Source organism: Thermoanaerobacterium thermosulfurigenes (genome assembly GCF_051201035.1).
GTDB classification, from domain to species: Bacteria; Bacillota; Thermoanaerobacteria; order Thermoanaerobacterales; family Thermoanaerobacteraceae; genus Thermoanaerobacterium; species Thermoanaerobacterium thermosulfurigenes.
Genome location: NZ_JBPODR010000018.1, coordinates 16,296 through 30,163 on the forward strand (window position 1 = coordinate 16,296; position 13,868 = coordinate 30,163).

Sequence of the window (13,868 nt, forward strand, 5' to 3'; positions counted from 1 at the left end):
TTAAAAAAGTAAAATATCCATAAGGTATGAGAAAACGATAACTTAGAGGTGGTAAAGAGTGAATGCTACTATTAAAGATGTGGCCAGGGAAGCGAAAGTTTCTATAGCTACAGTGTCGAGAGTTTTAAATAACAGCGCTGTTGTTACTGATGAGACAAAGCAAAGGGTGTTGGATGCCATAAAAAAGACAGGCTATAAGCCAAATGCTTTAGCCAGAAGCCTGAAGATACAGAAGACTCACACGATAGGGCTTATTGTGCCTGACATATCAAGTCCTTTTTATCCTGAAGTTGTAAGAGGCATAGAAGACATTGCCAGCATGTATTCTTACAATATATTTCTGTGCAACACAGACCAAAAAGAAGAAAAAGAGATGAATTATATAGAGATACTTAGCGAAAAACAAGTTGATGGCATCATATACATGGGCGATATAATTAGAGATTCAGTAAAGCAGCAGCTAAAAGACATAGGTATACCGATTGTCTTAGCAGGCACAGAGGATGCTGAGTCGGAGTTTCCAAATGTCAATATAGACAACAAAAAAGCTTCCTATGATGCTGTGAAGTATTTGATTTCTTTAGGGCACAAGAAGATAGGTATGATATCTGGACCTGCTGATGATCCTATCGGGGGCGTACAGAGGATAAATGGATACAAAGAAGCCTTATCTGAGGCGAAAATAAGATTTAAGCCGTCGCTTGTTGTAGAAGGCAGTTTCAAAGCAAGGCAAGCGTACCTTGCAATGCTAAAGCTTTTGGAAAACAATGTTGACGCTGTTTTTGCAGCATCAGATGAGATGGCTGCCGCTGCAATAAATGCCATATTTGACTCTGGATTTAGCGTGCCTGAAGACATTCATGTTATCGGGTTTGATAACACGTATCTTTCATATATGTTTAGGCCTACTATAACTACTATTCAAAGGCCTGCATACGATATAGGCGCTGTAAGTATGAGACTTATGACAAAATTGCTTGCTAAAGAGCCTATTGATGATATGCACGTGGTTTTGCCTCATCAGCTTATTGTCAGAGAATCAACAGGATATGGTGAAGAAAAAAAATAGCCTTATTGGCTATTTTTTTCATAGACGATTTTCCCACCGACAATCGTCTTTTTTATCTCTATATTTTCGTCAAAGATTACTATATCTGCATCGTATCCTTCTTTTATAAGGCCCTTTCTGTCATCAACACCTATTACTTTTGCACTGTTGTAAGACGCCAGTGCGACAGATTCAGGTAATGATAAATCTGTATTGGATAAAATATTCTTGATAGCCTTGTCTAATGTAAGGGTGCTTCCTGCCAAGACTCCGCTTTTTAGTCTTGCAGCACCGTCTTTGACGTATACGTCTTGACCACCCAACTGATAAAGGCCATCTCTTAAGTTTGCAGCCATCATTGCATCTGTTACAAGATTTACTTTTTCTTTGCCTTTTAGCTTTAGAAGTGTCCTTATGGCTGGGAAGACGGAATGTATTCCGTCAGCGATCACTTCTGCGCTTATGTCAAGATCGAAGACTGCTCCTACTGTTCCTACTTCACGGTGGTGAAACCCCTTCATGGCATTAAAGACGTGGGTGGCGTGTGTTATACCTGCTTTGTATCCTAAAGCCACATCATCATAAGTAGAATCAGTATGTCCAACAGATGCGACGATGTTTTTTTCTTTTAAATAACGTATAAGCTCTAATGCTCCATCAACTTCAGGTGCTATTGTTACAAGTTTCACAATATTCATGTATTCGCCGCAAATTTCAGTGAAATTTTCTACTGTAGGTTTTAAAATGAATTTATCATCTTGCGCTCCCTTTTGTTTTGGGTTTATGAAAGGACCTTCCATGTGTACGCCTAAGATTTCAGCACCTTCAACACGGTCTTTGTTGTAAAACACATTTTTTATAGCATTTTTGATTTTGTTTTTATCTTCCGTCATAGTGGTAGGGAGAAATGACGTGGTGCCGTGCATTGCCACAGACTTCGATATTGCATTTATTGCTTCAAAAGTACCGTCCATTGTATCAAATCCGGAAGAACCATGTATATGTATGTCTACGAAACCTGGTGATACGTAGTTTCCTTCAGCATCTATTATGTTGTCGCCATAAAGACCACATCCGATAGCGCTTATTTTATTTCCTTCAATCAATACATCTTTGCCGTCTACTATATTTCCGTCAATTAATAATCTGCCATTTACAATTAGCGTCTTCATATTATCACCTCAATTAAATTGTAGACTTATTTAAACATAAAATCAATTATATACAATTTTTACATAGAATATGATATACTAAAAATGGAGGTATCGGCTATGGAAAACATTTTAATTATCGATGATGAAGAAATGCTTGTAAAAGGGTTAAAGCTATCACTCATTCAAGAAGGATACTACGTTGATTGTGCCTATGATGGCGAAGAAGGTTTGGAAAAAATTAAAAATGGCAATTATGATTTAGTTATATTAGATTTGATGCTGCCGAAAATCGACGGTCTTACACTTTGCAAAGAGGTAAGGTCATTTTCAAATATACCTATTATAATGCTTACAGCAAAAGGTGAAGATGTGGATAAGATAGTAGGCATTGAGATGGGAGCAGATGATTACCTTGCAAAGCCTTTCAACACGAGGGAATTGATTGCCAGAATCAGAGCTTTATTTAGAAGGACAACGACGCCTTATGTAAAAAAGCACGACGTAATCAAGTTAGGTGATATTACGATAAATGTTCCTGACAAAATAGTCCAGAAGAATGGCAAAGACATCGATCTTACAAATAAGGAGTTTGAATTATTAGTTCTTTTAGCTTCGAATCCGGGTAAGCTTTATTCTAAGGACAAACTGATGGACTTAATATGGGGATTTGACTTTTATGGAGATACGAATACTGTAAATGTCCATATAAGAAAGCTTAGGGAGAAAATAGAAGATGACCCGGCAAATCCAAAGCATATTTTCACAAAGTGGGGCTCTGGCTACTACATGAAATAGGGTGATACGTTGAGTTTAAGGTGGAAGATATTTTCGATTTATTTTATTATTCTAATAGTTTCGTTAGCTTCTACAGGTATTTATCTTTTCAACAATATTTATGAAAGCTACCTTGCAAATGAAAGAGTTACTAATTTGACTCAGGCTAATATGATTGCAAATTTGGTTTCTAAATTTATAGGCGTCTCCTCGTATTTGATTGAGCCTACCATTGTTGACTATGCAAACCAGATTAACTCGCGGATCCTTTTTACTGATGTAAATGGAAAAGTGATAGTTGACTCTGCAGGAAATGGCGGTATTGAAGGCAAAGATATAAATAACTACAGTGATATTAAATCTGCTTTAAAAGGGACAGGCTCTACAAGCATACATTACATCACAGGTTCTGGTTGGACCATGTATTCTGCCGTTCCTGTGACTATAAAAAATGAGATTGTAGGGAGCGTCCTATTATCTACGTCTATTGATGACGTGATGAATTTTTTGTACTCTATTAAAATGCAGATGATATACACATTTACTGCCATAGGTTCAATTGTAAGCATATTAAGCTTAATAGTCGCTGCATTTATAACTAAGCCTTTAAAAAGGCTTACAGACGCTACAAAGATAATATCCGAAGGTAAATTTGACTACAAAGTTGATGTTAAGGGAAATGATGAAATAGGCAGGCTGGCAGATGCATTTAACGATATGGGTACTAAGCTTATGAAGATAGACGAGGAGAGAAAAAGATTTGTTTCTGATGCATCGCATGAACTTAAAACGCCATTGGCGGCAATAAAAGCCCTCGTAGAACCGCTTATATCCAGTGATAATGTCGATATATCTGTGTATAAGGAGTTTTTAAAGGACATAAATTCTGAAGTTGACAGAATGACGAGGCTTGTAAATGAATTGCTGGTTTTAGCAAAGATTGACAAAATACGCTCGATCGAAAATAAAACGGAAAATATTACTGAGATTGCTTACAATGTCATTGAAAACCTTGAAGCCATAGCTGATCAAAAAGGTGTTTCACTGATATTTGAAAACGAGAAAAACATTTTTGCAGATGTTGATGCAGATAGATTTTACAGGATGATATACAATGTTGTTGAAAACGGCATAAAGTACACTCCAAGTGGCGGCTCGGTCAAACTGACTCTTGATTCAGATGATAAAAATGTCTACATCACCATATCTGATACAGGAATAGGAATAAGTCAGGAAACGCTACCTAAGGTGTTTGAAAGGTTTTCCAGAGGCGATACGGCAAGATCTCAAAAGACTGGAGGTTTTGGATTGGGTTTGGCCATAGTAAAGGAGATTGTAGATTTGCATAAAGGACACATAGACGTTAAAAGCACCGTCGGCGAAGGCACCGTTTTCTACATAACGATTCCGGTTAAGAACATTTAAACAAAAATTTATTAAATTTTAAGGTTCTGTTAATACAGGTGTAATAAAAATGTTGTATCATATTTTTAGGAGGGGATAACAATGAAGAAGGCGTTTTTAGTCTTGATATTGATCGCTGCAATTTCTTTGTCAGGTTGTTTTACAAATACGAAAACTAAGACGGAAAAAAATGCCCCTATAAGCCCGAAATCTACTGTTCAAGCTGTTAAAGAAGTTTCGCTGTATTTTTTAAATAGCAAGATGTTAGGATTGAATATGGAAGTAAGAAGCGTATCCGAAAATGCGGACTTACTGAAACAGGTGATAAATGAATTGATGAAAGGCCCTTCAGATCAATATTCAAAACCTATAATTCCTGACAACACAAAGCTTCTATCGGTTCAGTTGAAAGATACTACAGCATATGTCAACTTTTCTAAAGATTATACATCTTCAACAAGCATCGATGGGACTACAGCTAAGTACATGGTCGCTGCACTCGTAAATACACTTACTGGACTTCCAAACATAAACAGTGTCCAGATTTTAGTGGAAGGTAACAAGATAGATTCACTTTATGGTTATAAAATAGGCCTTGATCCATTGAATAGGATTGTGCTTACAGGAGAAGTGTACATCGATAAGGACAGGATTAAAAAACTTCAGGAGAGTACGTCATTTGGAAAAGATTCATGGAGATTGGATCCGATGAAAGTAATACAAGAGGAAGGCGGCATTGTTGGATTTTCGCCTGATGACGATTTTTCATTGGAATCTAAAAAGGGTGGAATTGCACTCATAAATGCTATCCATGACAATAAGTCTTATCTTGTGACACTTGTCCAACCAGAAGGCGATAAGGAAGGCAATATATGGGTTATAAGTGATGTTAAGCCGAAATTTACGAAGATACCTGAAGCAGACCCTACAAAAGGAGAAACATTCATATATGGCATCGTACAAGCCATCAATTACGATACGAGAGTCGTTACGATAGAGCGGGAATACCAAGATACAAGTGATATAAATAATGTAGCAGGTCCAGATATTAAGGTGTTGCCAAATGCCATAATACACCGCCAGTCAAAGATCGGCTACGACAGTCAAGGTGGTTACCAGTATTCAGAGACAGACATGGATTTTACAGATATAAAAGTAGGTGATGAGCTTGGCATGATTTTGACGAAAAACAAAGAAGCGCGGGCTGTGATTGATTCTGACAAAAACACAATTACATCCTACAGTAGCCAGGAGGCAAACATAATCGTGTTGTCGCCTATGAGAAACAACAGCGTTACAAGCCCTATAAAAGTGGTAGGAAAGGCCAGGGTTTTTGAAGCTGTTGTTAATATAAGGCTGTTGGATTCAAATGGCAATATATTGACGCAGACATCTGTGCAGGCAAGTGCTGGTGCACCATCGTGGGGAGATTTTCAAGCAGACATACAGTACAATCCATTATCAACACCACAAGATGGCACACTGCAGGTATTTTCATTAAGCCCAAAAGATGGCTCTGTGCAAGATCTTGTGTCAATACCATTGTACCTAAAGTAAAAAAGATTAGCTCTGACTTACGTCAGAGTTATTTTTTATGGTTGCTTTCAAATAAAAAGCTCTATGTATGCTCATGGCTATGACTTCTGCCATCTCAAATACAAATCCAAGCCTTGTATTATGTACAGGTATTATGTCAAAGGCGTCAATCACGCCTATTATAGATATGTCGCCGACGGCAGGCAATACTTTTCCTACTCCTTTGCCTGGATATATCGGCGATTTTTTTATGGATATTTTACCTATGTTGTCTTTATCTCCAAGGCAAGCATCAACAGCAATGATGTTGCTGTATGGATGCTTTTTCTTAATGTGTGCGATGTTTTCTTCAAGGTTCATTGCATGTATCGGATTTTTTAATGTTCCATATACGCTTATGCCGCTGGTCATTTTTGATATCATGTCTCCTACAATAGGCCCTAACGAATCTCCGATGCATTTATCGGTTCCTATGCAAAGTATCACAGAATCAAAGTTTATCTGCTCTGCTAAATACGCTGACATGAGATTGATGGCGTTTTTGTCGTCATATCTAACCCGCAATTCATCCATAAAATCTTCCTCCAAAATTTGTATTAAATGCTGTTAAGGATGAAATAATAAAAGTATTCGAAGGGAGTGTTTTTGGTGAAAAAATCAATCTGTAGCATTGGGTTCGTCATCGCTATTACGGTTGTCAGTATTATATTTATGCTTGATATTTTTATAAAAGAACAGCCACCTCCAAACGAAGTCTTAAAACCGGTAAATAAAAGTACATACTATTCATCTACGGGTAAAATCAATCAAAATGAGTTGCAGGTTCCTGTTTTCAATACCACTCCAAATTTGAAAGAAGATGAAGATAAATCAGCAGTAGATAATGAAAAAAGCGAGAAGAAAAATTCTGATAGAAAGAACAGTGAGGAAAATGACACAAGAAAATTTGATGAGAAATCGCTGGAGAAATTGATTCAAGAGAGGAACAGAAATTTTACAAATATAAACGGCAACAACAATTCAAAAGAAAGCAGTGAAAATTTAAACTTGAATAGAATAGTTGTAACGCCTGAAAAAATATTAAGCGTTCAAAGAGAGATGGATTTTACAACAAAATCTAAGGCTATAAGCATATTGATGAAATTAGGTCCCTCAGGCATAGGAGAGATCATGAAAATGTCTCAAGATGGTGTGACACAAAAAGAAAGTTATGAGATGATGGATATACTTAAAAAGCACCTGTCAGAAAGTGATATAGATTTTTTAAAGAGTGTGGTAGAAAAGTATTTTGACGAGAAAAATACATCAAAGTAAAAGATGCGCATAAAGCGCATCTTTTACTTTGTAAACAAATTCTTATCTTGATAGTAAATGTCTTTTCCATTTACCATTATTGAAATGTATCTTGCATTATTGTATATGTCTATATTGCCACCGTCATAATTTGTTCCGTAATTAGATATATATCTTATGCTATCATTTAAGGTTGTATAGAAAGGTGTGTCGCCATTGTATATTATCCATACGTTTTTACCTGTATCTTCTTTGAATTTTTGCAGTGTATCCTCAAACAGTTGAGATTCTCTTGTATCTTTAAATCCATCGGAGCCCCATACAGGTTTTGGCAAAACTACAAATAGATTATCTCCTTTTACGTTGTTTAATGTGTTTAGAAACCAACTCCACTGGTCTTTATTGGATGATAGCAAACCTCCATTAGTATCATCCAACATGATAAATGTCGAATTTCTAAAGTCATATACTCCGTAAGAATTACCTGCTTTTATATACGGAATCGTAAGTGATTTTAAGACTTTGTCATTTACATCCCCTGTGAAAACTACTAAAGGATAGCCTTTATTGGCTATGCTGGCAGCTTTTAAAGAAATTTGAAGCTTCAAAAGCGTATTGTAATCTGTGTCCCCAAATACCATGAATTTAAACGAATCGTTAGTGTTGCTGACGCTTACTTCTCTATTTTTGCTGTCAATAGATTCAAAGTCCAATGGCTTTGGAAGTTGTGATACGTCAAAATCTGATCCTTGTCCCACTTTTACCATTAAATTGCCCACTTTTCCATTTATATTTGCCGACAAAGCACCAGATAGATCGATATTTGATGCTTTGAAGACTCCATTTGAAATAGTGCCCACATTGTTGTAAACCGTCCAGCTTATGTCTCGGTCTTCTATAGGTGCTCTATAGCCGTTTATGTCTTTCCCTATCACAGATATTGATGCAGTCCCGCCTTTATCGACATTGACCGAATAAGGTGTAAATCTTATGTCTGCTATAGCATCTAAAGCCTTTATTTTCAATGTACCAGTCACATTGCCTACTCTTGCTATTATTACGCCGTCACCTGCACTTTGAGGCATAAATTCATTTCCATCAAATCTTCCTGCTATGCCGCTTATAGAAAATGATACAGAGTTTTGATCGATTTTTACTGGTTGATAATTTGCATCATATCCCTTTACGATGATTGCTCTGTGGGTGCCTACAAAGACATTTGGGCTATCTGCTTCAACTTTTATGGCGTATAGATTTCCTGTTGGTGCTGTGTTGAATACTCCAACGCCGTTGGCTACATTTCTTTCGAAGCCAGGAACTTCATTTTGGACCTTTGCTTGACTATCTCCTAAAGGTCTTATGGCCATTTGAGTTGAGCCGCCACCGTCTAAGTTCATAGCATCATAAGCGCCTAAGCTTAACATAAGCTGCGCTAATTCACTTTCTGTCATCCCTCTCGTGTTGGCGTTGTCAACTGTTGCTATTATTACATGCTTCTTATCTTCAGTATAGCCTATAGCTGTCCTTGCGTATATGCCATCTACATTGTCGGTAAATTGCGACGGTATTGAACCGTTTTGTACCAAAATGGTTCCTCCGCTTACAGCCATCTTAAAGTTGTCAAATGGAGGGTCTGTAGAGATATTTTTGATGATTTTATCTCCTTGTTTTAGATTTAATAAAATCTTTGCTACGTCGCCTGTTGCATCTATAGAATAACCTCCATCGGGAATCGCTGCGGGACCTTGGCTTTGCCTTACCTCTAAGACACTGTCGTTTTTGTCAACCAATACTTCAACAAGGTCTTTATAGCTATCGCTTAGACCCGGTGTCTCATCATTCCAGTCTTTCGTAAATATGACGCAAGATGTACCACTGCCTATGGAACCTACGTTGTTTAAAGCACTTACGGGAACTTGATTGCCATCTGGAAGTGTTATGCTAAGAGAAGTGCTTTTCCAATATCCTATTGATGGCACGTTGTTTTTGTCAATGGCAAATGTGGCGTAATTCCCTTGATAGTATGGGACAGTTAAAAGATTTCCGTCTTTAACCGATGCTCCTACGATAAACCCTTGCTTCGTGTCAAAAAAATCGCCATTTACTGCGGCTATAGCACCGTTGCCATTTGCCATGTCTTCTACATCCATTCTGTCTTTAAAACCTGATGGATTAAAGATAGTGGATATTGATGTGTTACTGTCGCTTAAGTCCACATCCAAAACATTGATATTGATAAAACCATCTGTCGTAAAATATGTAATATTCTTTTCTGTAACACCTTTACTTAATATTTGCTGGCTTTCATTTGAAGTTATTACGGTGTAAGCATCTGCAACAATACCATTCATAAAAATCGATGAAAAAATAATTATTAAATATATACACATGCTTATAACTTTTCGGTACTTCAAGAAAATCCCTCCTATGTATTTAGCAATTGCTCTTTAAAACTTATCTTCGGCAATTTAGCGCTGTTGATAAATTTTCCATAGCATATAACCATATTGTACCTTTTGTATATTACAGCCGTGTTACAATTTCATAAAATAAAAATAAAAACTGATATTATTATTGCCTAAATTGCGTATAATGATTATAAAAGATAAATGGAGTATAAGCGAAAGATATCGAAAAAATACCAAATTAACTTATGGAAACCGGCTAAAATGAGGAATAATAAATCTTGTGAAATTGATAGATTTCAACTATAATCAAATATGTCGCGAGACGCCGGGGTGTAGCGCAGTTGGTAGCGCACGTGCTTTGGGAGCATGGGGTCGGGGGTTCGAGTCCCTCCACCCCGACCATGATTGGTCGTATAGCTCAGCTGGGAGAGCACCTGCCTTACAAGCAGGGGGTCATAGGTTCGAGCCCTATTGCGACCACCATTTCTATTTGTGAAGATTTTTCTCACATTAAAATAAAATAATCATGGAGGGATACCCAAGTGGCTAAAGGGGGCAGACTGTAAATCTGTTGGCTGGTGCCTTCGATGGTTCGAATCCATCTCCCTCCACCATGAATACAAGGCTAAAGGGCCTTTTTTTTATTTTGCCTTTCAATATTTCCTCATAGTAACGATTTTCAAAGACATCGATAAAATATTTTCCAAATCCTATTGACATAAAAAATAATTGATGTATAATAATACTTGTGAAGGGAAAATAGTTATTAATAGAAATAAAATATTAATAGCTTATCCGATGTGATGATTGACTAAGAATAGATGAGAGGTGGGTACATATGTCGTTGGTAGGTAAGAAAGCTCCTGAATTTAAGTTAGAAAGCACAAAAGGTCAAATATCCTTAAGCGATTATAAAGGTAAATGGGTAGTACTTTTCTTTTATCCACTTGACTTTTCGTCAGTATGTTCAACAGAAATACCTGAGTTTAACAGGATGAAACCTGAATTTGACAAGCTCAATGCTGAGTTATTAGGTATTAACACAGATAGCGTTTACTCGCACAAGGCATGGATAGATAGTCTTGGTGGTGTTGATTTTCCGCTTTTATCTGATTACAACAAAGAAGTCACAAAGCAGTATGGAATACTTATTGAAGATGCTGGTATAGCATTGAGAGCTGCATTCATCATTAATCCTGAGGGAAATGTTGATTACGAAGTTGTACATGAGCCAGTAATCGGCAGAAATGTCGATGAAATATTGAGAGTGCTTAATGCACTTCAAACAGGTCATGCTTGCCCTGTAGGTTGGAAACCAGGGGACAAAGTATTAGATTAAAAAAGGAGGAGATTTTGAAATGAGAGAAATGACGACAAAAAATCTAAGCGATGCATACGCAGGTGAAAGCCAGGCTCACATGAGGTATCAAATTTTTGCTGATGTGGCTGAAAAGGAGGGTAAGCCAAACATAGCAAAGCTTTTTAGAGCTATATCTTACGCCGAATTAGTTCATGCTACAAATCACTACAAGACATTAGGCGAAGTGAAAGACACAGTAGCAAATCTTGACAAGGCAATAGCAGGTGAGACATTTGAAGTAGAAGAAATGTATCCAGCATATAAAGCTGTAGCAGATCTGCAGGAGGAGAAATCTGCAGATAAAAGCTTCAACTATGCTCTTGAAGCTGAGAAGTTACATGCTAAGATGTATACAGATGCAAAAGCAGCGGCACTTAAAAATGAAGACATAGCTATATCTAAAGTGTATATTTGCCCAGTTTGCGGGTATACGGCAATTGATACGGCTCCAGAAAAATGTCCAGTATGTGGAGCTCCAAGAGATAAGTTTGTTGTATTCTAAAAGGCATAAAACCCCTTCATTATCATATATTAACTTTAAAGTGCTTGATTGTCATCAAGCACTTTTTTAATTTTTAATTGACTTATTTGTTGTACTGTGATATTATATTTTAAGTTAAATAAGTGAAACTCTTATCAAGAGAGGTGGAGGGAGGAGCCCTATGAAGCCCGGCAACCTGTTTTACGACAAGGTGCTAATTCTCGCAGAAGTTCGCTTCTGAAAGATGAGGGTGGATGTGCCTCTTCTTTTGGAGAGGTTTTATTTTGTTTTAGGTCTTTTATGTGATTTAAAAAGGAGGATACGAATGAAAAAGTATTTTACTTCAGAATCAGTTACTGAAGGACATCCAGATAAAATTTGCGATCAGATATCTGATGCTATTGTAGATGAGATCCTAAAAAATGATCCTTATGCGAGGATAGCTTGTGAGACTGCTGTCACGACAGGTATGGTATTGGTAATGGGCGAAATATCCACAAAGTGCTACGTTGACATACCCAAAATTGCAAGAAAGGTTATAGAAGAGATAGGGTATACGCGGGCAAAATACGGTTTTGATGCTGACACATGCTCTGTGCTTACATCAATAGATGAACAGTCTCCAGATATAGCATTGGGAGTTGATAAGGCTCTGGAAGTTAAAAAAGGCATCTCCCACGATGAGCTGGAAGAACAAGGCGCTGGAGACCAAGGTATGATGTTTGGATACGCATGTACAGAGACGCCTGAACTTATGCCTCTTCCAATATCATTAGCCCATAGACTTGCTCGCAGATTAGCAGAGGTAAGGAAAAATGGCACTTTAGATTATCTAAGACCTGATGGCAAGACACAGGTGACGATTGAGTACGTTGATGACGTACCAAAAAGAGTTGATTCAATCGTCGTATCTACACAACACTCGCCAGACGTTGATCATGATAAGATTGAAAATGATGTAAAAGAGTATGTAATAAAACCTATCGTTCCACCAGAGCTTATTGATGAAGATACGAAGATATATGTAAATCCGACAGGAAGATTCGTAGTTGGTGGACCGCAAGGGGACAGTGGCCTTACAGGAAGGAAGATAATAGTCGACACTTATGGTGGATATGCAAGACATGGCGGTGGTGCTTTTTCTGGCAAAGACCCGTCGAAAGTTGACAGATCTGCTGCGTACGCTGCACGGTATGTAGCGAAAAACATTGTAGCTGCTGGACTTGCTGAAAAGTGTGAAGTTCAATTGGCATATGCTATAGGCGTAGCTACACCATTAGAAGTCAATGTAGATACTTTTGGCACTGGAAAGATATCTGATGAAGAGATATCTGAAATAGTCAAAAAGGTATTTGATTTAAGACCTGCTGCTATCATAAAAGATCTTGATTTAAGAAGGCCTATTTATAGACAAGTTGCAGCGTATGGACATTTTGGCCGAACAGATCTTGACCTTACATGGGAGAGAACTGACAGAGCTGAAATATTGAAAAAACTTGCTTTTAATAAATAATAATTTTAAAGCCCGGAGGAAACTCCGGGCTTTGCGGCGTTTATGTATATTTATATTTATAGCCGCAGTTTTTATAAAAATTGTACGCTCCGCTACTTTTATTATAGCATAAATTAGATGGCTATTCCATTGCTTTCTCTATTTTTTCCAAAAACTTTTGCATTTGTTTTAATCACGTTTTCTAATGCTGAAACAAGCATCTGATTGTATTTTGCATCGCACTCTCTCAAATCACGTATTGCTTCAATAGTGTTTTTAGCTTTTCTATACTGTCTATCGTTTGTCATTGCGTCGAAAGAATCACACACTGCTACAATCTGTGCACCAAATGGAATGATTTTTAAACCATAAGGATAACCTGTCCCATCAAGCCTTTCATGATGATATAGCACAGTAGACGTCAAGTATACAAGTGGGGTCAAGGCTTCAAGTATATCGGCGCCGTATATGGGATGCAATTTCATGACGTCGTATTCTAATTCTGTAAGTTTGTCTGGTTTTGCAAGAATATTAATTGGAATCATCACTTTGCCTATATCATGCAGTAATGCACCCTTATATATTGCTATTTTTTCCTTCATGTTAAGTCGCATCATGTTCGCTACATTGTATGACAATTTTGCGACTCTTATGCTATGTTTGTACGTCTCGTAATGGTAATTCTTTAATGACATCAAAAGATGCGACATCAGTTTTTCTTCATCATAATTCATCTCATTTTTCCCCTTTTTTCGACAATTAATATTATATTATAATTCTTTGGAGTAGTCAATAATTTCATGCATTGTAATAAAATTCAAAAAAAAAAAAAAAAAAAAAAAAAAAAAAAAAAAAAAAAAAAAAAAAAAAAAAAAAAAAAAAAAAAAAAAAAAAAAAAAAAAAAAAAAAAAAAAATGG

At 36.9% G+C, this 13,868-nt stretch carries 12 protein-coding genes, 3 tRNA genes and 1 riboswitch; of the genes, 11 read left to right on the forward strand and 4 right to left on the reverse strand.

The genetic code is table 11. The annotated features are described in order from the left end of the window. The first annotated feature begins 58 nt into the window (after window positions 1-58). Window positions 59-1,069 carry a LacI family DNA-binding transcriptional regulator gene (locus tag HNR52_RS08155; RefSeq protein WP_013788659.1) on the forward strand — a complete coding sequence of 337 codons (1,011 nt, stop codon included), beginning with the start codon at window positions 59-61 and terminating at the stop codon, window positions 1,067-1,069. Between the two features lie 2 nt (window positions 1,070-1,071). On the opposite strand, the gene nagA is transcribed toward HNR52_RS08155, so the two are convergent. Continuing rightward, complete coding sequence (nagA, locus tag HNR52_RS08160) at window positions 1,072-2,220, reverse strand: N-acetylglucosamine-6-phosphate deacetylase (RefSeq protein ID WP_435620261.1); 1,149 nt, start codon at window positions 2,218-2,220, stop codon at window positions 1,072-1,074. Window positions 2,221-2,319: 99 nt separating this feature from the next. Here nagA and HNR52_RS08165 point away from each other — a divergent pair, with 99 nt between their 5' ends. From HNR52_RS08165 to HNR52_RS08175, 3 genes are all read left to right on the forward strand, one after another. Next, entirely contained in the window at window positions 2,320-2,997 is a 678-nt protein-coding gene (locus tag HNR52_RS08165; RefSeq protein WP_013788657.1) for a response regulator transcription factor, read from the forward strand. Between the two features lie 9 nt (window positions 2,998-3,006). Then, window positions 3,007-4,401: a sensor histidine kinase gene (locus tag HNR52_RS08170; protein WP_435620262.1), complete on the forward strand. Its 1,395-nt coding sequence runs from the start codon at window positions 3,007-3,009 to the stop codon at window positions 4,399-4,401. Between the two features lie 81 nt (window positions 4,402-4,482). Then, on the forward strand, window positions 4,483-5,937 hold the full coding sequence (locus HNR52_RS08175; RefSeq protein WP_435620263.1) for a Gmad2 immunoglobulin-like domain-containing protein: 1,455 nt from the start codon (window positions 4,483-4,485) through the stop codon (window positions 5,935-5,937). A gap of 6 nt (window positions 5,938-5,943) precedes the next feature. On the opposite strand, the gene yyaC is transcribed toward HNR52_RS08175, so the two are convergent. Then, on the reverse strand, window positions 5,944-6,489 hold the full coding sequence (gene yyaC / locus HNR52_RS08180; protein WP_013788654.1) for a spore protease YyaC: 546 nt from the start codon (window positions 6,487-6,489) through the stop codon (window positions 5,944-5,946). Window positions 6,490-6,564: 75 nt separating this feature from the next. Here yyaC and HNR52_RS08185 point away from each other — a divergent pair, with 75 nt between their 5' ends. Beyond that, window positions 6,565-7,230: a hypothetical protein gene (locus HNR52_RS08185; RefSeq protein WP_013788653.1), complete on the forward strand. Its 666-nt coding sequence runs from the start codon at window positions 6,565-6,567 to the stop codon at window positions 7,228-7,230. Between the two features lie 23 nt (window positions 7,231-7,253). Here HNR52_RS08185 and HNR52_RS08190 read toward each other — a convergent pair whose 3' ends face one another. Next, entirely contained in the window at window positions 7,254-9,623 is a 2,370-nt protein-coding gene (locus HNR52_RS08190; protein ID WP_435620264.1) for a phosphodiester glycosidase family protein, read from the reverse strand. 320 nt (window positions 9,624-9,943) lie between these two features. On the opposite strand from HNR52_RS08190, the gene HNR52_RS08195 reads away from it, so the two are divergent. The 6 genes from HNR52_RS08195 (at window position 9,944) to metK (ending at window position 12,971) form a co-directional block, all read left to right on the forward strand. After that, a tRNA-Pro gene (locus HNR52_RS08195) sits at window positions 9,944-10,019 on the forward strand. A 5-nt stretch (window positions 10,020-10,024) separates the two neighbouring features. Continuing rightward, window positions 10,025-10,100: transfer RNA gene (locus HNR52_RS08200), tRNA-Val, on the forward strand. Between the two features lie 45 nt (window positions 10,101-10,145). Next, window positions 10,146-10,231 (forward strand) — tRNA-Tyr (locus HNR52_RS08205). A gap of 224 nt (window positions 10,232-10,455) precedes the next feature. Next, a complete protein-coding gene (locus HNR52_RS08210) occupies window positions 10,456-10,956 on the forward strand; it encodes a peroxiredoxin (protein ID WP_435620265.1) in 501 nt (166 codons plus the stop codon). 19 nt (window positions 10,957-10,975) lie between these two features. After that, entirely contained in the window at window positions 10,976-11,479 is a 504-nt protein-coding gene (locus HNR52_RS08215) for a rubrerythrin family protein (protein ID WP_013788650.1), read from the forward strand. A gap of 128 nt (window positions 11,480-11,607) precedes the next feature. Beyond that, window positions 11,608-11,709: riboswitch (SAM riboswitch) on the forward strand. A gap of 74 nt (window positions 11,710-11,783) precedes the next feature. Then, window positions 11,784-12,971, forward strand: a complete 1,188-nt coding sequence (metK, locus tag HNR52_RS08220; protein ID WP_435620266.1) for a methionine adenosyltransferase — start codon at window positions 11,784-11,786, stop codon at window positions 12,969-12,971. Between the two features lie 113 nt (window positions 12,972-13,084). On the opposite strand, the gene HNR52_RS08225 is transcribed toward metK, so the two are convergent. Beyond that, window positions 13,085-13,684: an HD-GYP domain-containing protein gene (locus tag HNR52_RS08225; RefSeq protein WP_435620267.1), complete on the reverse strand. Its 600-nt coding sequence runs from the start codon at window positions 13,682-13,684 to the stop codon at window positions 13,085-13,087. Window positions 13,685-13,868: the final 184 nt, after the last annotated feature.